Origin of the sequence: Ruegeria sp. ANG-S4 (genome assembly GCF_000814005.1) — a bacterium.
Lineage (GTDB): Bacteria > Pseudomonadota > Alphaproteobacteria > Rhodobacterales > Rhodobacteraceae > Ruegeria.
In genome coordinates this window covers 464,478-484,328 of record NZ_JWLK01000005.1, presented here as the reverse complement: position 1 = coordinate 484,328, position 19,851 = coordinate 464,478, and the positions used below count along the sequence as shown (strand labels likewise).

The 19,851-nt window shown below is 56.9% G+C and carries 18 protein-coding genes and 3 tRNA genes; 10 read left to right on the top strand and 11 right to left on the bottom strand.

From position 1 onward, the window contains the following. Nucleotides 1-16: 16 nt before the first annotated feature. Nucleotides 17-862 (bottom strand): class I SAM-dependent methyltransferase, encoded by an 846-nt coding sequence (locus RA28_RS15260; protein WP_039531682.1) that lies wholly within the window; start codon nucleotides 860-862, stop codon nucleotides 17-19. 138 nt (nucleotides 863-1,000) lie between these two features. On the opposite strand from RA28_RS15260, the gene RA28_RS15255 reads away from it, so the two are divergent. The 3 genes from RA28_RS15255 to RA28_RS15245 all read left to right on the top strand — a co-directional run bounded on the left by RA28_RS15255 (nucleotide 1,001) and on the right by RA28_RS15245 (nucleotide 4,408). After that, nucleotides 1,001-2,116 carry a carboxylate-amine ligase gene (locus RA28_RS15255; protein ID WP_039530461.1) on the top strand — a complete coding sequence of 372 codons (1,116 nt, stop codon included), beginning with the start codon at nucleotides 1,001-1,003 and terminating at the stop codon, nucleotides 2,114-2,116. Nucleotides 2,117-2,217: 101 nt separating this feature from the next. Then, nucleotides 2,218-3,360 carry an acyl-CoA dehydrogenase family protein gene (locus RA28_RS15250; protein WP_039530458.1) on the top strand — a complete coding sequence of 381 codons (1,143 nt, stop codon included), beginning with the start codon at nucleotides 2,218-2,220 and terminating at the stop codon, nucleotides 3,358-3,360. A 7-nt stretch (nucleotides 3,361-3,367) separates the two neighbouring features. After that, the gene (locus tag RA28_RS15245; protein WP_039530456.1) at nucleotides 3,368-4,408 is read left to right on the top strand and encodes an enoyl-CoA hydratase/isomerase family protein; all 1,041 of its coding nucleotides are present in this window, start codon (nucleotides 3,368-3,370) and stop codon (nucleotides 4,406-4,408) included. A 67-nt stretch (nucleotides 4,409-4,475) separates the two neighbouring features. On the opposite strand, the gene uvrA is transcribed toward RA28_RS15245, so the two are convergent. The 3 genes from uvrA to RA28_RS15230 all read right to left on the bottom strand — a co-directional run bounded on the left by uvrA (nucleotide 4,476) and on the right by RA28_RS15230 (nucleotide 7,714). Next, the gene (gene uvrA / locus RA28_RS15240) at nucleotides 4,476-7,334 is read right to left on the bottom strand and encodes an excinuclease ABC subunit UvrA (RefSeq protein ID WP_039530454.1); all 2,859 of its coding nucleotides are present in this window, start codon (nucleotides 7,332-7,334) and stop codon (nucleotides 4,476-4,478) included. Between the two features lie 174 nt (nucleotides 7,335-7,508). Then, nucleotides 7,509-7,585: transfer RNA gene (locus RA28_RS15235), tRNA-Asp, on the bottom strand. Nucleotides 7,586-7,637: 52 nt separating this feature from the next. Then, nucleotides 7,638-7,714 (bottom strand) — tRNA-Asp (locus RA28_RS15230). Between the two features lie 190 nt (nucleotides 7,715-7,904). On the opposite strand from RA28_RS15230, the gene RA28_RS15225 reads away from it, so the two are divergent. Next, nucleotides 7,905-7,979, top strand: a tRNA-Val gene (locus RA28_RS15225). A gap of 48 nt (nucleotides 7,980-8,027) precedes the next feature. Here RA28_RS15225 and RA28_RS15220 read toward each other — a convergent pair. Then, on the bottom strand, nucleotides 8,028-8,255 hold the full coding sequence (locus RA28_RS15220; RefSeq protein ID WP_039530451.1) for a hypothetical protein: 228 nt from the start codon (nucleotides 8,253-8,255) through the stop codon (nucleotides 8,028-8,030). A gap of 184 nt (nucleotides 8,256-8,439) precedes the next feature. Between RA28_RS15220 and RA28_RS15215 the strand changes: the two genes are divergently transcribed. Next, nucleotides 8,440-10,026, top strand: coding sequence for an APC family permease (locus RA28_RS15215; protein ID WP_039530449.1), 1,587 nt, complete (start codon nucleotides 8,440-8,442; stop codon nucleotides 10,024-10,026). A gap of 47 nt (nucleotides 10,027-10,073) precedes the next feature. Here the strand turns inward: RA28_RS15215 and lon are convergent, their stop codons facing one another. The 4 genes from lon to RA28_RS22835 all read right to left on the bottom strand — a co-directional run bounded on the left by lon (nucleotide 10,074) and on the right by RA28_RS22835 (nucleotide 14,924). Further along, nucleotides 10,074-12,482 carry an endopeptidase La gene (gene lon, locus RA28_RS15210; RefSeq protein WP_039530447.1) on the bottom strand — a complete coding sequence of 803 codons (2,409 nt, stop codon included), beginning with the start codon at nucleotides 12,480-12,482 and terminating at the stop codon, nucleotides 10,074-10,076. A 203-nt stretch (nucleotides 12,483-12,685) separates the two neighbouring features. Next, nucleotides 12,686-13,816, bottom strand: a complete 1,131-nt coding sequence (gene tgt / locus RA28_RS15205) for a tRNA guanosine(34) transglycosylase Tgt (RefSeq protein ID WP_039530445.1) — start codon at nucleotides 13,814-13,816, stop codon at nucleotides 12,686-12,688. Nucleotides 13,817-13,879: 63 nt separating this feature from the next. Then, a complete protein-coding gene (locus RA28_RS15200) occupies nucleotides 13,880-14,791 on the bottom strand; it encodes a nucleoside hydrolase (RefSeq protein WP_039530443.1) in 912 nt (303 codons plus the stop codon). Then, nucleotides 14,775-14,924: a hypothetical protein gene (locus RA28_RS22835; RefSeq protein ID WP_193747411.1), complete on the bottom strand. Its 150-nt coding sequence runs from the start codon at nucleotides 14,922-14,924 to the stop codon at nucleotides 14,775-14,777. The genes RA28_RS15200 and RA28_RS22835 overlap by 17 nt, the downstream gene beginning before the upstream one ends. Nucleotides 14,925-14,966: 42 nt before the next feature. Between RA28_RS22835 and RA28_RS15195 the strand changes: the two genes are divergently transcribed. From RA28_RS15195 to RA28_RS15180, 4 genes are all read left to right on the top strand, one after another. Beyond that, nucleotides 14,967-15,857 carry an SPFH domain-containing protein gene (locus RA28_RS15195; RefSeq protein WP_039530441.1) on the top strand — a complete coding sequence of 297 codons (891 nt, stop codon included), beginning with the start codon at nucleotides 14,967-14,969 and terminating at the stop codon, nucleotides 15,855-15,857. Then, the gene (locus RA28_RS15190) at nucleotides 15,857-16,135 is read left to right on the top strand and encodes an NfeD family protein (RefSeq protein ID WP_039530439.1); all 279 of its coding nucleotides are present in this window, start codon (nucleotides 15,857-15,859) and stop codon (nucleotides 16,133-16,135) included. The genes RA28_RS15195 and RA28_RS15190 overlap by 1 nt, the downstream gene beginning before the upstream one ends. 96 nt (nucleotides 16,136-16,231) lie before the next feature. Beyond that, nucleotides 16,232-16,594, top strand: a complete 363-nt coding sequence (locus RA28_RS15185) for an SUF system Fe-S cluster assembly protein (RefSeq protein WP_039530437.1) — start codon at nucleotides 16,232-16,234, stop codon at nucleotides 16,592-16,594. Nucleotides 16,595-16,718: 124 nt separating this feature from the next. Then, on the top strand, nucleotides 16,719-17,930 hold the full coding sequence (locus tag RA28_RS15180; protein WP_039530435.1) for a glycerophosphodiester phosphodiesterase family protein: 1,212 nt from the start codon (nucleotides 16,719-16,721) through the stop codon (nucleotides 17,928-17,930). A 105-nt stretch (nucleotides 17,931-18,035) separates the two neighbouring features. On the opposite strand, the gene RA28_RS15175 is transcribed toward RA28_RS15180, so the two are convergent. After that, nucleotides 18,036-18,359, bottom strand: a complete 324-nt coding sequence (locus RA28_RS15175; RefSeq protein ID WP_052261475.1) for a hypothetical protein — start codon at nucleotides 18,357-18,359, stop codon at nucleotides 18,036-18,038. Between the two features lie 183 nt (nucleotides 18,360-18,542). On the opposite strand from RA28_RS15175, the gene RA28_RS15170 reads away from it, so the two are divergent. Beyond that, entirely contained in the window at nucleotides 18,543-18,908 is a 366-nt protein-coding gene (locus RA28_RS15170) for a HesB/IscA family protein (protein WP_039530433.1), read from the top strand. Here the strand turns inward: RA28_RS15170 and RA28_RS15165 are convergent. Further along, the gene (locus RA28_RS15165) at nucleotides 18,905-19,819 is read right to left on the bottom strand and encodes an isopenicillin N synthase family dioxygenase (protein WP_039531677.1); all 915 of its coding nucleotides are present in this window, start codon (nucleotides 19,817-19,819) and stop codon (nucleotides 18,905-18,907) included. The two genes, RA28_RS15170 and RA28_RS15165, sit on opposite strands and share 4 nt — an antisense overlap. Between the last annotated feature and the right edge of the window lie 32 nt (nucleotides 19,820-19,851).

The window sequence follows — 19,851 nt, the reverse complement described above, 5'->3', positions numbered from 1 at the left end:
CACTTTAGGATCAAACTTATTTGACCTGCACCCAAATACTCTGCGCCCGACCGTCGTTCAGAAACGGCAAGGATTCCATGGCATCCGGACGCGTCTGTTGCAGGAAATAGCCCGGCCAAAGCATTGAAAACGCGCCAGATTGAAGCAGCGCATGCAGCATGTACTGCTCGCCCCAGCCGGGACAGTCATAGAAAAACCGCTTGGGGTATTCGTACGGCAGAAAAACGTCGTGCACATGGATCACGACACCCGGATTTAGTGACGGAATGATCTTGCAGAACAGATGGGCCACATCATTGCTCATCCGCACAACATGGCTGGAGTCGATGAACAAAATGTCGCCGGCCTCCAATTGATCGAAAACCGCCGGGTCGACTTCCTCCAGTCGTTTTTGTTCGAACGTATCGACGACGTGCGCGATATCGGCGCGCGGGTACGGGTCGATCGCCGTGATGGTTGTCTGTAATCCGCCGTCGATGACAGCCTGACGGGTCACCCGTGTCGAGTTGCCGCAACCGACCTCGATAACCCGCTGCGGCTGAAAACGTCGCACCATCAGGTAAAGCGCGTCAGCGTCCGGACTGTCATAATAACCATTGCCGACGCGATAACCTGTCTTGTTGCGTGCCGGATCCTTCAACGCAGCAAGCGCATCGGCATGTTGCTGATACTCGGAAACAAGTTGCGAAATATCGAACTCTTCCATTCCCGGAGACAGCGCATAGGCCGGACGCGTCAAGCCCCCGGCATGTTCAAAGCCTTCTAGCCGTGCGCGTTCCTGCCGTTCAGGCGTTTTGTCGATCAGTTTGACGCCAAACCGGTCTAGAACGGCGTTGATCCGGGGGAATTTTCTGGGTTTCACGCGGGCGGCTCCGAAGCTTCGTTGTACCGGCGTTCCATACCCTTGCACCAAGGCCCTTCGCAAGCCGTACTGCGTCAAACCCTTGGCAAACTGGAAATTTCCGTATTCACTGGTCCAACCTGAACGACGGGGGTCGCCATGCAGCAGGAATTTACGCTGGGCATCGAGGAAGAGTATCTGCTGGTTGACCAGGACAGCCTTCACCTTGCCGAAGCCCCGGATGCGCTGATGGATGCCTGCCAGGCAGACTTTCAAGGCCAGGTCAGCCCCGAGTTCCTTCAATGTCAGATCGAAGTTGGAACGCGCCCGCATGCAACGATCAAGAGCGCGCGCGAAGATCTCAAGCGCCTGCGATCCTGCGTTGCCAAACGGGCCGCCGAATTCAACCTCGCCCCCATCGCTGTGTCATGTCATCCGTTTGCCAACTGGAAAGACCAGCATCACACACGAAAGGAACGGTATGACGCGCTGCAACACGCCTTGGGTGGCGTGGCGCGCCGCATGCTGATCTGTGGAATGCACGTTCATGTCGGTGTTGAGGACTCGGCTTTGCGGGCTGACCTGATGCCGCAACTGGCCTATTTCCTGCCGCATCTGCTGGCCCTTTCGACATCGTCGCCCTATTGGAATGGTGAGGATACGGGGTTGTCATCCTACCGCCTGACCGTTTTCGACAACTTACCGCGCACCGGCCTACCCCCGGTGTTTGGAAGCTGGACGGAATACGAGCGAACGACCGGCGTTCTGGTTGATCTGGGAGTGATCGAGGACACCTCGAAAATCTGGTGGGACCTTCGCCCCTCGCACCGCTTTCCGACACTGGAAACCCGCATCATGGACGTACAGCCGCGGATGGAACATACCCTGTCCCTTGCAGCGCTGACACAGGCACTGACCCGTATGTTATGCCGCCTGAAGGCCCGCAATCTGCGCTGGCGCCAATACGATCGCTTTCTGATAGGCGAAAACCGCTGGCGGGCGCAAAGATACGGCGTGGGAGAAGGTTTGATTGACTTCGGAGACCGATCGATTACGCCCATGGCCGAGTTGATGGGCGAGTTGATGGGGCTGTTGGCCGAGGACGCCGAAGCGCTTGGCACCATGACCGAATTGGCCCGTCTGCGTCAGATTGCCGAGAACGGAACCTCCTCAACGCGGCAAAGACGGGTCTATGCCGAGGCTGCGGCCAGAGGCGCAGATCCCGGCAAGGCGGTTGTCGAACATCTGATCGAAGAATTCCACGCGGATCTTTAGTCAAAGATGGTACAGACGACCGATTGCCCGCCTGCAAAACTTCTGTAAGAATTGCGGAATAAAACGCTCGTTCAATTCTACAGACCACAGGACCCGACGCTATGGATTTCGCGCTGACCGAGGAACAGACAGCCATATTCGACATGGCTTATGCCTTTGGACAGGATCACATCGCCCCGTTTGCCCGCCAATGGGAGGCGGAGGGCACCATCCCGAAAGACCTGTGGCCAAAAGTCGGAGAGTTGGGGTTTGGCGGCCTCTACGTTTCCGAGGATGCAGGCGGGTCCGGTCTGTCCCGACTGGATGCGACGCTGGTGTTCGAGGCGCTCTCGATGGCCTGCCCTTCGGTCGCTGCTTTTCTGTCGATCCACAACATGTGCGCCAAGATGCTGGACAGTTTCGCAGGCGACGCTTTGAAGTCGCAGATCATGCCGGACGTTCTTAGCCTGAATACCGTTCTCAGCTATTGCCTGACGGAACCAGGCTCGGGCTCTGACGCCGCGGCGTTAAAAACACGGGCCGAGCGAACTAACGAAGGCTTCACGCTGAACGGAACGAAAGCCTTTATTTCGGGCGGTGGGTATTCCCACGCATATGTTTGCATGGTCAGAACGGGGGATGACGGGCCCAAGGGAATTTCGACTGTTTATGTCGAGGACGGCACCCAAGGCCTCAGCTTCGGGGCCTTGGAAGAAAAAATGGGCTGGAAAAGCCAGCCCACCGCACAAGTACAGTTCGATGATTGCAAAATCCCCTCTGCCAATTTGGTCGGGGTCGAAGGGGACGGATTCAAATACGCCATGATGGGTCTGGACGGAGGCCGCCTGAACATCGCCTCATGTTCGCTGGGTGCGGCGCAGGCGGGGCTGAATGCAACCTTGCAGTACATGTCCGAGCGGAAAGCATTCGGCCAAAGCATCGATCAGTTCCAGGCTCTGCAATTCCGTCTGGCCGACATGGAAATCGAACTGCAGGCGGCGCGGATCTTTCTGCGACAGGCCGCTTGGAAACTGGACACCAACGCGCCGGATGCAACCAAATTCTGCGCGATGGCCAAGAAATTCGTGACCGAAACCGGATCGAAGATCGTGGATCAGTGCCTGCAATTGCATGGCGGCTATGGGTATCTTGCGGATTACGGCATCGAAAAACTTGTGCGCGACCTGCGCGTGCATCAGATATTGGAAGGCACAAATGAAATCATGCGGGTCATCGTATCGCGTCAGATGCTGACCCATCACTGAGGACCCCATGCCCGACATCGACATCCGTACAACCGGTCGCGCCGGACGCATCACCCTGACGCGCCCCAAAGCCCTGAACGCTCTGACATATGAGATGTGTTTGGCCATCGACGGCGCGTTGCGGGCATGGCGCGAAGATGACGCCGTCGATCTGATCGTACTGGACGCCGAAGGCGACAAGGCCTTTTGCGCAGGCGGCGATATTGCAGAACTCTATGAAACAGGCAAACGCGGTGACCTTGAATATGGCCGCAAGTTCTGGCGGGATGAATATCGCCTGAACGCATTGATTTTCGAATACCCGAAGCCAGTCGTCGCCTTTTTGCAGGGTTACACTATGGGTGGCGGCGTCGGCATCGGGTGCCATGGCAGCCACAGGGTCGTTGGCGAAACCTCTCGGATCTCGATGCCCGAATGCGGTATCGGTTTGGTACCGGATGTGGGTGGGTCGCTCATGCTGGCGCTGGCCCCCGGACGATTGGGGGAATATCTGGGCACAACCGGTCACCGCATGGGACCGGCGGACGCGATTCTGGCCGGATTCGCGGACCACTTCATACCACAAAGCGAATGGCCCGATTTGATCGAGATGCTCGAGGCCTCGGGCCGCGCCGATATCATCACAGAGCATTCGAAAACGCCCCCCAAAGGCGATCTGCCGGACATGCAAGCGGACATCGACAGTTGTTTTGCCGGGGAAACACTGACCGACAACCTGATCAACCTGAGAACGCTGGGCAATGAGTTTTCCAGCAAAACCCTCATCGCGCTGGAGCGGAACTCACCACTGTCCATGGCCTGCACCATCGAGATGATGCACAGGTTGCGCGGCCCGTCACTGACGCTTCGAAAGGCCTTGGAACTCGAATACCGGTTCACCTACCGATCAATTGAGCACGGCGACATTCTGGAAGGAATCCGCGCCCAAATCATCGACAAGGACCGTAGCCCGCGTTGGCAATACGCGGGCGGTACCGTCCCCATCGTCGCGGTATCCAAAATGTTGCAACCCTTAGGGTCCGAAGCGCTTACGTTCCCCGAAGACTAGGCGTTGGTCAAACCCAAAATCGGAAAGAACGCCGTTTGCTGCCCCTGAGCAGCCGCGTACCTGAAACCTATTCGGCCGCGACCCTTTCGGGATTCAGCAATTGCTTGAGATAGCGGCCAGTGTGGCTTCCTTCGACATCTGCGACATGTTCCGGCGTACCCTCCGCCACGATCTGACCGCCACCGTCGCCACCCTCGGGCCCGATATCGATGATCCAGTCGGCGGTTTTGACCACGTCCAGGTTGTGTTCGATCACAACGACGGTGTTGCCTTGGTCCACCAATTCATGCAGCACTTCCAACAGCTTGCGCACGTCTTCGAAGTGCAGGCCCGTTGTTGGTTCGTCCAGAATATACAACGTGCGCCCGGTGGATCGTTTGCTGAGTTCTTTCGACAGCTTGACCCGCTGCGCCTCGCCACCCGACAGCGTTGTCGCCTGTTGACCGACCTTGATATAGCCCAACCCGACCCGCGCCAGTGCATCCATCTTGTCGCGGATCGATGGCACGGCTTTAAAGAACTCCTGCGCGTCTTCCACCGTCATATCAAGCACATCCGCAATGGATTTGCCCTTGAACTTGATCTCGAGCGTTTCTCGATTATACCGCGCACCTTTGCAGGTTTCGCAGGTGACATAGACGTCTGGCAAAAAGTGCATCTCGATCTTGATGACGCCATCGCCCTGACATGCCTCGCATCGCCCGCCTTTGACGTTAAAGCTGAAGCGTCCGGGCTTGTACCCCCGCGCCTTGGCCTCGGGCAGGCCCGCGAACCAATCGCGGATCGGGGTGAACGCCCCGGTGTAAGTCGCTGGATTTGAACGCGGAGTTCGCCCGATCGGGCGCTGATCAATGTCGATCACCTTGTCCAGATGCTCCAACCCCTTGATCGTCTCACACGGTGCAGGGGTTTGGCGGGCGCCGTTCAGACGCATCGAGGCGGTTTTGAACAAGGTCTCAATCGTCAGTGTCGATTTACCGCCGCCGGACACTCCGGTCACGCAGATGAACTTGCCCAGCGGGAAATCAACCGTAACGTTTTTGAGGTTGTTTCCAGTGGCCTTGACCACCGAGACTTTTTTCTTGTTGCCCTTACGCCGCTCGGTCGGAACCGCGATTTCACGGGTTCCGGCCAGATACTGACCCGTCATCGAGGCCGCGTCTGACGCGATCTGATCCGGCGTTCCTTTGCTGACGACCTGACCACCGTGCACACCCGCCCCCGGACCTATGTCGAACACATAATCCGCCTCGCGGATGGCCTCCTCATCATGTTCAACCACAATGACCGTATTCCCCTGATCGCGCAGGTTTTTCAATGTCCCAAGAAGCCGGTCGTTGTCGCGCTGATGCAGGCCGATCGAAGGCTCGTCCAAGACATACAGAACACCGGTCAGGCCCGAGCCGATCTGACTGGCCAGCCGGATTCGCTGGCTTTCACCACCTGATAGCGTTCCACTTGAGCGTGAGAGCGTAAGATATTCTAATCCAACGTTATTCAGGAAACCAAGCCGTTCGCGAATTTCCTTCAGAATCGCGCGGGCGATTTCGTTTTTCTGGGCGCTCAAGTGGTTGGGCGCGTCCTCGACCCAGGCCAAGGCCTCGCGGATCGACATTTCGACGACCTGACCGACATGCAGGCCCGCGATCTTGACGGCCAGCGCCTCGGCCCGCAGACGATACCCGTCGCATGTACCGCAGGGCCGGTTGTTCTGATACCGTTCGAATTCCTCGCGTATCCAGGCACTGTCAGTCTCGCGATAGCGGCGTTCCATATTCGGAATGACGCCCTCAAAGCTGCGCGTCACCTGATAAACCCGGCCACCTTCGTCATAGCGAAACTGAATCTCTTCATCACCTGAACCGCGCAGGAACACGTGTTGCACCTTCTCAGGCAGATCTTTCCACGGTGTGTTCTTGTCGAATTCGTAGTGGCGCGCGATGGCTTCGATGGTCTGCAGGAAATACGGGGATTTCCCTTTGCGCCACGGAGCCAGCGCACCGTCGTAGAGTTTCAACGTCTGGTCGGGCACCACCAGCCGTTCATCGAAGAACAGCTCAACCCCCAGCCCGTCACAATCCGGGCACGCACCAAACGGGGCGTTGAAGGAAAACAGCCGTGGTTCGATCTCAGGAATTGTGAAGCCACTGACGGGGCAGGCAAAATTCTCGCTAAAGGTTATGCGCTCCGGGTCGCCTTCACGCGGCGCAGTCTCCAGAACTGCTATACCGTCTGCCAGATCCAGGGCGGTGCGCAGACTGTCGGCCAGCCGCGTCTCCATCCCTTCGCGCACCACAAGACGATCAACCACCACGTCGATGTCATGTCGAAACTTCTTGTCCAGCGTCGGCGGTTCGTCCAGTTCATAAAACTCGCCATCGACTTTCACGCGTTGAAAGCCCTGCTTGCGGAGTTCCAGAAACTCTTTCTTATACTCACCCTTTCGATCGCGTACGATCGGGGCCAGCAGATAGCCGCGTGTGCCCTCCTCCATCGTCATGATGCGATCAACCATATCCTGCACCTGCTGCGCCTCAATCGGCAGGCCGGTCGCAGGGCTGTACGGAGTTCCCGCACGGGCAAACAAAAGGCGCAGATAGTCGTAAATCTCGGTTACGGTACCAACCGTTGAACGCGGGTTCTTTGAGGTTGTTTTCTGTTCAATGGAAATCGCCGGAGACAGACCACTGATGTGATCGACATCGGGTTTTTCCATCATGTCGAGGAACTGGCGCGCATAGGCCGACAAGCTTTCGACATAGCGGCGCTGCCCTTCGGCATAGATCGTGTCAAACGCCAGCGAAGACTTACCTGAACCGGAAAGACCGGTGATCACGACCAGCTGGTCGCGTGGAATGTCAACATCGATGCTTTTGAGGTTATGCTCGCGCGCGCCGCGCACCTCAATATTCTTCAGCTCAGCCATTTCGGCCCCCAACAACCAACGTCTAAGAAATAGGCGAGCGACGCTGAGTCTCCAACATAAAAGTTAGAACAAAGTGTGAACGAATGCAATATTGCCGACATCTCCTGACATGATTTACGCGCATGATCGGCACCGACAGCGCGATTGTCTCTATTATGTGCAGAACATGAGAAATGGCGCGGTTGACGGGGCTCGAACCCGCGACCCCCGGCGTGACAGGCCGGTACTCTAACCAACTGAGCTACAACCGCGCATTTAGGGTCTCTGTGCGACCCGTTTGCCCGGATCAAAGGCTGGCAGCGATGGCGCGGTTGACGGGGCTCGAACCCGCGACCCCCGGCGTGACAGGCCGGTACTCTAACCAACTGAGCTACAACCGCCCGCTGCCCGTTCGTCGTTGAACGTTTGGGTGTATTATGATCACGGTCGGGCAGCGTCAAGCGGGGTTTTCAAGTTTTTTCCGGAATTCGGATTTTTCCCGGCGACCCGCGATTTTGTGGTCGCCCCGGCACGCTATCGCAACCACCCCTCTTGTCGCTTCCTGCCAGAGCATGTAATACCCCGCTTCACGGGTGATTAGCTCAGTGGTAGAGCGCTTCGTTCACATCGAAGATGTCAGGAGTTCAAATCTCTTATCACCCACCACTCAAACGGTCATTTTTGTGCGTAACGCAAGTTCTTCACGCACCGTTTCTAACCGCCGATATAGACACCTTCTTTTGGACGGTAGAAGATCTTCTGATCATGCAACCGTCCCAATAGTTCGTGCATTCTGCGCACAAATTCCTCGCGATTGGCTCGGTCTTGGGGGGTTTCGTCTGCGGCCACATGAGTTTTGGCGGCTATTGCTTGACGCATGGCTTCTTCGATCAAATCCATGTCTTCGATCGATAACTCGAACAGATCGTTGTATTGGGGCATCCTGGGTTCTCCTGCATGGCCGCCGATTTCAAGCTTGCCCCAGGTGACCGGTATTTTCCAACTCTATTGATCGAAGACATCCAGCTTTGCTTTGTTTGACAGGCAGAATTTTCCTTGTTTCTGAAGACTTGTGCGGAATCCTGTCCGATGGCTATGCTGAAACGAAGCGCAGATTGGAAACGGAATGGCAGGGTTAAAACGCGAAATCGGCCTTGTTGGTCTGACCTTCATTTCAGTTGGCGGAATAATCGGGTCCGGTTGGCTGTTCGGACCGCTGCTGGCCGTCCAAAACGCGGGACCCGCAGCGATCCTGTCCTGGTTGATTGGCGCGGTCGCGATGTTCATTCTGGCAATTACGTTTGCCGAGATCTCCGCCATGCTGCCTATACCGGGTGGGATTGCCCGTGTGCCGCAGTTTTCCCACGGCAACATCGTCTCAATGGCGATGGGCTGGACAGCTTGGATCGGATACAACACCACCGCGCCGATCGAGGTGGAAGCCATGCTCAAATACCTGGCGCCCTATGCGCCCTGGTTGCACGCGGCCGAGACAGGTGATCTGACGGGTGCCGGCGTTTTGGTGGCGCTGATTTTCATGCTGCTGTTCGTGGCGGTTAACGCTTTGGGCGTTAAGTTCTTTGCGCAAGTAAACGCAGTGCTCACATGGGCGAAAATCGCCATTCCCGTTGTGCTGTCCGTGTTGTTCATATCGACCCGATTCACTGTCGAAAACTTCTCGGAGCCGGGCGGGTTTGCCCCCTACGGATTGCAAGGCATCATGGCCGCAGTCTCTACCGGAGGCGTCATTTTTTCGTTCATCGGGTTTCGCCATGTCGTCGATATGGCGGGGGAAGTACGCAACCCAAAATTCGCGATCCCGGCTGCGCTGATCCTGTCCATTGTCCTTTGCGCGGCAATATACATCGGCCTACAAGTGGCCTTCATCGGAGCCTTGGACCCAAAAATGCTGGTCAATGGTTGGGCGAACCTGAATTTCGGAGGCGAAGGCCCCTTGGATGCAGTCATCATGTCCGTCGGCATCCTTTGGTTCATCAGCCTGCTGAATGTCGGATCGGTCATTGGCCCATTCGGCAATGGTCTGGTCGCAACCGGATCGAACGCACGCATCGCACTCGCCCTGTCTCAGAACGGGTTCTTGCCGCGGCGGATTCAGATTCTGTCGTCTTTTGGCGTGCCACTTTGGGCCTTGGCTTTGAATTTCCTGATAGGCACCCTGTTTCTGTTGACGGTCCCGTTCACGACTGTCATCGCCCTGAACGGCGCTGCAATCGTGATGTCCTTTGCCGTCGGCCCCATCGCGGTCGTCTGCCTGCGCGACCTGCTGTCGGATCATCCCAGATCCATCCGTATCCCTGCAGTTCGCCTTGTCGGCCTGTCAGCCTTCGCCATCGCAACATTGATCGTGTATTGGAGCGGTTGGGACACCGTTTGGCGTCTGGGGATCGCTTTGCTGGTTGGCAAAGCCCTTTTGCTTGTCCGATTCCGAGGGCGCCTTGACGACATGGATGTCACCGAGGCGCTGTGGCTCATGCCCTACTTCGCGGGAGTTGGCCTGATCTCACTCTTTGGTCAGTTCGGAGACGGCGCGTTGAGGCAAATTCCGTTCGGATGGGATATTCTGCTGTGCGTTGTTTTCTCGGCTGTTATTTTTACGCTCGCCGTTCGGTCCGCGCTGCCCAAACGAAAGTTCAACGAATACATCGCGGAAGAAGAAGTTCTTGACCCGCGAAAGCCCGTGATCGGGCTATAAAAAAGGCGGGCATGCACCCCGCCTTTTCCGATAATTTATCGCGCCATTTAGTGCGCCGTAGCTGATGGCCCAGACGTGTCCGAGGACGCAGCCGCAGCGGCAGCCGCCTCCTCTGCTGCTTCATCCCATTCAATTGGTTCGGGCTTGCGCATCAGCGAGTGCTCGAGAACTTCGGACACATGCTTGACCGCGATTATTTCCAGCCCTTCCTTCACATTGTCCGGGATCTCGGCCAGGTCTTTTTCGTTCTCTTCGGGGATGAGAACCGTCTTGATCCCGCCGCGCAATGCCGCCAGCAGTTTTTCCTTCAACCCGCCGATTGGCATCGCGTTGCCGCGCAACGAAACCTCACCCGTCATGGCGATGTCCTTGCGCACCGGAATGCCGGTCAGGACCGAGACAATCGACGTCACCATCGCCAGACCGGCCGAGGGACCATCCTTGGGCGTCGCGCCATCGGGCACGTGCACGTGGATGTCGATCTTGTCGAACTGAGGAGGCTTCACGCCGATCTTGGGCGAAATCGACCGCACATAGGATGAGGCCGCGTCGATGGATTCCTTCATCACATCGCCCAGCTTACCAGTGGTCTTCATCCGACCTTTACCCGGCAGCTTCAGCGCCTCGATATGCAGCAGGTCACCACCAACGGACGTCCATGCCAAACCGGTGACAACGCCGACCTGATCATCCTGTTCAGCCAGACCATAGCGGAACTTGGGCACGCCAAGGAAGTCATCCAGATTGTCCGGGGTAACCGTGACGGTTTCCGCCTCTTTCTTGATGATCTTCGTCAGCGATTTCCGCGCCACCTTGGCAATCTCACGTTCGAGGTTCCGCACACCAGCCTCGCGGGTATACGTACGGATGATCGACTGCAGTGCCTCATCGGTCAGTTCAAACTCCTTGGCCTTCAGACCATGGTTCTTGATCTGTTTCGCGATCAGATGCTGCTTGGCGATCTCGCTCTTTTCCTCTTCGGTGTACCCGGCCAGTGGAATAATCTCCATCCGGTCCAGCAGAGGCCCGGGCATGTTATAGCTGTTCGACGTGGTTAGGAACATCACGTTCGACAGGTCATATTCCACCTCAAGATAATGGTCCATGAACGTGTTGTTCTGTTCGGGGTCCAACACCTCAAGCATCGCGGACGCAGGGTCGCCACGGAAGTCCTGCCCCATCTTGTCGATCTCGTCGAGCAGGATCAGCGGGTTCGTGGTTTTCGCCTTTTTAAGCGCCTGGATGATCTTACCGGGCATCGAACCGATATAGGTCCGACGGTGGCCGCGGATTTCGGATTCGTCGCGCACCCCACCCAGCGAGATGCGAATGAATTCGCGCCCCGTGGCTTTGGCAACGGACTTACCCAGCGAGGTTTTACCCACACCCGGAGGGCCAACAAGGCACAGGATCGGGCCTTTCAGCTTTTTCGAACGCTGCTGAACCGCCAGATACTCGACGATCCGTTCTTTGACCTTCTCAAGACCATAGTGATCGTCGTCGAGGATCTCTTGCGCCCGGCCCAGATCCTTTTTGACGCGCGACTTGGTGCCCCACGGCAGCGACAGGATCCAATCCAGATAGTTGCGCACGACAGTTGCTTCGGCGGACATCGGGGACATGTTCTTGAGCTTTTTCAGCTCGCCCTCAGCCTTTTCGCGGGCCTCTTTCGACAGCTTGGTCTCAGCGATCTTGGCTTCCAGCTCGGCAACTTCGTTGGAGCCGTCCTCACCATCGCCAAGTTCCTTCTGAATGGCCTTCATCTGCTCATTCAGATAGTACTCGCGCTGCGTCTTCTCCATCTGGGATTTGACACGGGTCTTGATCTTTTTCTCGACCTGCAGAACCGACATTTCGCCTTGCATCAGGCCATAGACCTTCTCAAGCCGCTCGCTGACAGAGAGCGTCTCAAGCAGTTCCTGCTTTTGCTCGACTTCGATACCCAGATGGCCTGACACAAGGTCTGCCAGCTTGGCGGGTTCTGTGGTCTCTCCGACCGCGGTCAGCGCTTCTTCGGGGATGTTCTTGCGCACTTTCGCGTAGCGCTCAAACTCATCCGCGACAGTGCGCAACAACGCTTCAGTTGTCGTCACGTCACCCGGAATCTCGGTCAGATACTCTGCCCGAGCTTCGAAGAAGTCTTCGTTTTCAAGAAATTCGGTGATCTGCACCCGCGCCTGTCCCTCGACCAGCACCTTGACGGTGCCGTCGGGCAGCTTCAGCAGTTGCAGAACATTGGCCAGCACACCGGACCGGTAGATACCGTCGACATCCGGATCATCAACGCCGGGGTCGATCTGGCTGGACAACAGAATTTGCTTGTCATCCTGCATTACCTCTTCCAGCGCGCGGACCGATTTGTCTCGGCCCACGAACAGCGGCACGATCATATGTGGGAACACCACAATATCGCGCAGCGGAAGAACGGGGTATGAGGAGTTCAGAGGCTCTTGCATGCTCTATCCTTATCATTGGCAAGACGGCGCTGGTCCCTGATTCAGGCAACCATTGGCTGTCTCCTGTCTTGGACGGTAAAGGTGGGGCGGTTTCCGCCTGTTTTCAACCTCACCATCATGTAACGCGTGCCAGAATGACCCGAGGTCAAACCGACTGCAAGGCGTCGCGCAAAGATATCCACCGATTTTAAGCGGTTTGCCCGCTATAATGGCTCGATATCACCCAGTTCGCGCAGCGCATGAAATTCGGCTTGCCATGCCTCGAACGTTCCGGCGGCGATAGCCTCGCGCATTTCCTGCATAATCTGCTGGAAATAGTGCAGATTGTGCCAGGTCAGCAACATACCCGAGATCATCTCGTTCGCCCGAAACACGTGATGCAAATAGGCCCGGGAATAGTTCGAACACGCCGGACAAGTGCAGTTTTCGTCCAAGGGCCTCGGATCATCCGCGTGGCGGGCGTTTTTGATGTTCACAACTCCGCGACGGGTGAAGACCTGCCCGGTCCTTCCCGATCGAGACGGCAAGACACAATCCATCATGTCGATGCCACGCGCAACGGCCCCAACAATGTCATCCGGCTTGCCAACGCCCATCAAGTAGCGCGGCTTGTCTGAGGGCAGGAAATCGGGGGCATAATCGAGACAGCCGAACATCGCCTCCTGCCCCTCGCCAACGGCCAGACCACCAATGGCGTACCCTTCGAAACCGATGGCTTTCAATGCCCCGGCGCTTTCTTCGCGCAGGTCTTGTTCCAACCCGCCCTGCATGATTCCGAACAAGGCATGTCCGGGCCTGTCGCCAAAGGCGTCTCTGGACCGCTCGGCCCACCGCATCGATAACTGCATCGACTCGGCGATCCGGTCCCGATCCGCAGGTAAAGCCGGACATTCGTCGAAACACATCACGATATCGGACCCCAGCAGGCGCTGGATTTCCATCGACCGTTCCGGTGTCAGCTCGTGCCGGGATCCGTCAATGTGAGATTTGAAAGTGACCCCCTTCTCGGTCAATTTGCGCAAACCCGCCAATGACATGACCTGAAAACCGCCCGAGTCGGTCAGGATCGGGCGATCCCAGTTCATAAACTTGTGCAGCCCACCCAGTCGGTCGATCCGCTCGGCCGTCGGACGCAACATCAGGTGGTAGGTGTTTCCCAAAAGAATGTCCGCACCCGTCGCGCGAACGCTTTCCGGCATCATCGCCTTGACCGTGGCCGCAGTACCAACCGGCATGAAAGCCGGAGTGCGAACCTTACCGCGCGGCGTATGAATGACCCCTGTCCGGGCTTTGCCGTCGGTGGCCTTCAGGTCAAAAGAGAAACGGTCGGTCATCTTAACGCCTCGGGTCGCGGAAACGGGCAGGATTTGCCTGATCTCCCCCCGCTTTGCAACCCGTCAGGGCAAAGCCGTAACCCGCCGTGTAAACAGATCAACGACACTGGCCCCGTCAACATCCCGACACACCCTGATCGGCGGGTTTTCGGGATCGGGAATTGTCTGCCCCCTCTTCGGCCCGTCCTGGACCACCCGCAGGCCGGTTTCCACGGTCTCGAACATATGCTCGTGGCTACAGGCTATGACCGCTGTAGAGTCGTGCAACCCGCAGCCATCTTCGCCGGCCACGTCCTGATAGAAGCGAAGGTAGAACTCGGAAATTTCGCTTAAAAATCCCCCGATTTCAGGTGATTGGCGGGCCAGCGCCTCAAAATCCGCGCTTCGGTACAAAGTCTGCAGGGTCACGTCCAGCCCAACTAGCACAGTTTCTGGCGGGGTCTCGAACACGGCCTGTGCCGCCAGCGGATCATGATGGATGTTGGCTTCGGCGAACTCACTGACATTGCCGGGACGGAAAACGGCCCCGCCCATGATGACCAAACGGCCAAGATTGGACGCGAACTGGGGGTCAAGGCGAATGGCGTCGGCAATATTTGTCAGCGGGCCAACGGCGCACACAACCAGTTCTTTTTTGTGTTGCCGTGCCATGTCCACCAAGTACTCGGCGGCCGGCTGATGGTGGTTCTGATCAAGATCCGGAATTTCGGTCACATCACCGAATCCTTCCGGGCCATGAACGTGTACTGACGGATCGTGAAAATCCCTGCCCCAAGCCCAATGCGCACCCTCAGCCACCGGCACAGGCAAATTCAGCTTGTCCAACAGAAATCGCGCATTGCGGCTGGATTGGTGGACCAGTGTGTTGCCAAAAACGGTTGTCAGCCCGATCAGATCTATCTCGGGCGCAGCCGCGGCGTAGGCTATCGCCATGGCGTCATCAATTCCGGGGTCAGTGTCAATTATCAGCTTCATCCCCGCCCGATATCGCAATCAAACCGGGATGCAAAGCGGTCACATCGCCAAAAATACCACTGATACGATCGATTTCATTGATGTGAATCACCGCCCGCACAATACATACCCAAGTTGAAAAATGGCGACTCAATCCCCATATGTATACCAAAGTACACAATAATAGAGGACAGATATGACCGAAGAACAGATTATCGGCCTGCTTACTTCAAACATCATTTACCTGCTGGCAGCGGCCTTCATCATCGCTGTCATTTTCAAAGGCATCAAAATCGTTCCGCAATCCGAGAAATACGTTGTTGAACGGTTTGGCCGGCTGCACTCGGTCCTCGGCCCCGGCATCAACTTTATCGTTCCTTTTCTGGATGTTGCACGTCACAAGATATCCATCTTGGAGCGTCAGTTGCCCAACGCAACGCAGGACGCGATCACAAAAGACAACGTACTTGTGCAGATCGACACCTCGGTCTTTTATCGAATCCTCGAACCTGAAAAGACGGTGTACCGTATTCGCGACGTCGATGGTGCGATTGCCACCACTGTTGCAGGCATCGTTCGCGCCGAGATCGGTAAAATGGATCTGGACGAAGTACAGTCAAACCGCGCTCAACTGATCACGCGTATTCAGGAAAGCGTCGAAACGGCGGTTGATGACTGGGGCATCGAAGTGACCCGCGCGGAAATTCTGGACGTGAACCTGGATCAGGCGACCCGTGACGCCATGCTGCAACAGCTGAACGCCGAACGTGCCCGCCGCGCGCAAGTGACCGAAGCCGAGGGCCAGAAACGTGCGGTTGAGCTTCAGGCCGATGCCGAACTTTACGCTGCTGAACAAACGGCCAAGGCCCGCCGTATCCAGGCCGACGCAGAAGCCTATGCAACGCAGGTCGTCGCAAAGGCCATTCAGGACAATGGTCTGGAGGCCGCGCAATATCAGGTCGCGCTCAAGCAGGTGGAATCGCTGAACGCCTTGGGGGCCGGATCGGGCTCGCAGACCATTGTTGTTCCCGCGAACGCGATTGAAGCATTCGGCAACGCCTTCAACATGCTGAAAGGAAACAAATAATGTCTGACCCGTTTTGGTTGACCTGGTGGATCTGGCTGGCGGCTGCGCTGGTTCTGGCCATCCTCGAAGTGGTCCTGCCCGGGTTCATCTTTCTGGGCTTTGCCCTTGGTGCCGCAATCACGGGTATCTTGTTGCTGATACCCGGCATCAACCCGGTCCTTCCGGTTTTGATGCTGATCTTCGCTGCGCTTTCGCTGGCAGCATGGTTGTGCCTGCGTCGCATGTTTGCCTCGCCCCACGGTCAGGTAAAGACCTTTGACCGTGACATTAACGACTAGGCGTTGATGGCGCCCCTGACCGGGCGCCACGGCACCTCTGGACGGTGACAGGCACTTTCCCTATATAATCCGTCAGGTAACAGACCCGAGGCATCAATGACTCACCCCAGCGAACAGCTTGAAGGCACGCCCCTTATTGCGCCTTCGTCAATCGAGCATCCTTTGTACGATTCCATCGTGGATGCCTGCCGTACGGTCTTTGATCCCGAAATCCCGGTGAACATCTATGACTTGGGGCTGGTCTACACGATCGAGATCAGCGACGAGAACGCGGTAAAGGTCATCATGACCCTGACAGCGCCCGGCTGCCCTGTCGCCGGAGAGATGCCGGGATGGATTATCGAGGCGGTCGAGCCCGTCGCGGGCGTCAAAGAAGTCGACGTTGAACTGACATGGGAACCGCCCTGGGGTATGGAAATGATGTCCGACGAAGCCCGGCTTGAACTGGGCTTCATGTAACCGCCGACTTATCCACAGATTTTGCATCACTGTTACAAAACAGTGTGTTGACTGTCACGCAACCGTTTTCGGGGCGTCACATTGCTGGGCCAAAAGGCCCTCGCAAACCGACCCGGAGATCACGATGCGTAGCTTACCAACCCTTTGTGCCGCCCTTTTGTTGCCAACACTTGCCGTTGCCAACGGTGTGGCACCTCAGATCAGCTATGGCCCACGGCCTGCCTACCTGATCGACAAACTGCCCGAAGGCGAGCTCAAGAGCACATTGCAGGCCTGCGCGGCCCAAACGCCTAAGACGTCGGACTTCTCGATCGGTCATCGCGGCGCACCCCTGCTGTTTCCCGAGCATACAGTCGAATCCAACGTCGCCGCTGCGCGCATGGGTGCCGGAATTCTGGAATGCGACGTGACCTTTACCAAAGATCATGAATTGGTTTGCCGCCACGCGCAGAATGACCTGCACACGACAACCGACATCCTGACCAGCGACCTGGCCGACACCTGCGTTGTTCCGTTCTCACCTGCTGAAGGCGACGCAGAAGCGCAGGCGGAGTGCCGGACATCTGAATTGACGCTGGCGCAGTTCAGAACGCTTACGCCTAAAATGGACAGCGCCGACAAAACAGCCAAGACGCCCGAGGACTATCAGGGCGGTGTGGCCGATTGGCGGACGACGCTGTTTGCGGACGATGCGAAAACAATGACTCATGCCGAGTCCATCGCCCTGTTTCGCGATCTTGGGGCCAAATTCACACCCGAACTGAAATCACCGTCCGTCGACATGCCCTTTGAAGGGTTCAGCCAACAGGACTACGCACAAAAGCTGATCGACGAATACAAAGCTGCAGGTGTTCCTGCGTCTGACGTATGGGCGCAGAGTTTCAACCTGGAAGACGTTCTTTACTGGATCGACGCCGAACCTGAATTCGGCAAACAGGCGGTGTTCCTTGACGCATCCTACGACATCGAAGGGTTCGATCCCAATGACCCGTCGACCTTTCCCCATGATTTCAAAGATCTACATGCCAAAGGTGTCAACTATATCGCGCCACCAATGTGGATGCTGGTCACGGTCGAGGATGGCGAGATCGTACCGTCCGTCTGGGCCGAACAGGCCAAGGACGCCGGTTTGAAACTGATCACCTGGACCTTGGAACGCTCAGGTCCGTTGAAATCTGGCGGCGGTTGGTATTTCCAGTCGATCTCTGACGTCACGAATGACGACAGCATGTATTATCAACTGCTGCATGTCCTGGCGCAGGACGTCGAGGTCGAGGGCGTATTCTCGGACTGGCCCGCCACGGTAACTTATTACGCGAACTGCATGGGCCTTTAACCAGAGCCTTCCCCATGACAATGGGCCCATTGCGGACCGCCCTTGCCCGAGGGCGGTCCGCTTTTTCATACGCGCACGCGCCCAAATCAGCGGGTCCTGATGACGCTAGTTTACATTGCAGGTCGATCTGATTTCTGCTGCCCGCGCGTCCAGTTGCTTGATGTAGTCGCCCGACAACATCTTCAGCCGCTTGTTCTCGGTTCCCGTGACCAACCCCAACAGAGCCCCCGCAGGCAGAATTGAAACAACGCTTTCAACCTGTTGATCTTCGGCATGTTTTTTCTCGGCAGCAATGGCGCGCAGGTCGCCTTCTGCAGTTGAACAGTTCACCGGATGGCGCTGCGTCTCTGCGACCGCGACGTGCGTCAGGCACATAAGCCCAACAGCTGATGCGGCAATCGAATGGAGCACACGGTTTGAATTTCTCATTATCTCTCCGCCTAGGTGAATAAATGGCCTGAACTGCAGGCAGGCTAAGACTATCAATGGGTACGTGGCAAGCTGAACGCGTGGTATTCTCGCATAATTGTTTACGGCTTTGCACGACCCTCTCTTGAGCCCGCCCTCGGTCGGCCTTAGATTAGAGGCAGCGCGAGAAAACGGAGTCTCCAGATGTTTGGTATTCCCGGCAAACAAGCCGTGACCATAACACCCAAAGCCGCCCAGCAGATTGTGCGCCTGATGCAGACAGGCGGCCATGCCGGGTTGCGCATCGGCGTCAAAAAAGGCGGCTGCGCGGGCATGGAATACACAATGGACTACGTGGACGAGGCGGACCCGAATGATGAGGTCGTCGAACAAGATGGCGCGCGTGTCATGATTGCCCCGATGGCGCAGATGTTCTTGTTCGGAACAGAAATCGACTATGAGGTTTCGCTGCTGGAGTCCGGGTTCAAATTCCGCAATCCAAACGTGGTCGACGCGTGCGGCTGTGGCGAATCCATCAAATTTGACGAAAGCCTGGCCGCCGAGCGTTAACGCGCCGTTTTAAGATGAACGTATGTTTCGTTGAACCGGCGGGTCAGGTGTTCGCCCGCTTTGATTGTCTTGCCGGACCCTGGCGGAGCAACGTCTGTATCGTAAGACGGATTAAAAAATAGCGGGACAGAAAGGCGTTCCCGTGTTCCGCCTTTGACACGATGAAGCGTCGCCTTGACCTGCCCTGCAGTCCAGAATTCCAACATCTCACCGAAGTTGATGATGAAGCGGCCCGGCTTGGCCTGGACCATTTGCCATGATCCATCGGGCATGCGGACCTCCAGCCCGGGTGCGCCATCGGTCGCCAACAGCGTCAAACAGCCATAGTCGGTGTGCGCAGCAATCCCAAAATCGTTTTCACCGGCCCAGTCCGGGCGTTCCGGATAGTAGTTGCCCCGCAACAGCGCCATCGGCGTATCAAAGGCCCGGTCAAAGCTGCCCGCGTCCCGATCCAGCGCCACTGCGATTGCACGCAAGACCCGCATCGCGACATCACTTGCATCCGAGTAATACGCCTGAATCGTTTCGCGAAACCCAGGTGGGTTTTTGGGCCACTGGTTTTGCGCATACACACTCAGACCTCGTGTCACGTATGGGTCCTGCGGTGGCAATTCATATCCACAATCGAACACCTCTTTGAAATCGGGGTTGGCAGTTGGGTCGACCTGTTCCGACCGCGGTGCGCCCCATCCCCGGTTCGAACCGGTCTTTGCCATATCGACAAGGCGTTTATCGGCGTCCGGCAAGTGAAAAAACGCCCGGTATGCATCAAGCACGGCGTTAATCCGTTCGGCGCGCAATCCTGTTTCACTTACGGTCAGGAATCCGACGTCCGGAACACAACGCGCCAGCTTTGCCAGTTCGTCTGTGTCCTGCTGATCCAACTTTCCAAGGTCGAGGTTTTCAATCATGACGCACCTGTTTGCCGCGCGGATTACCTGCC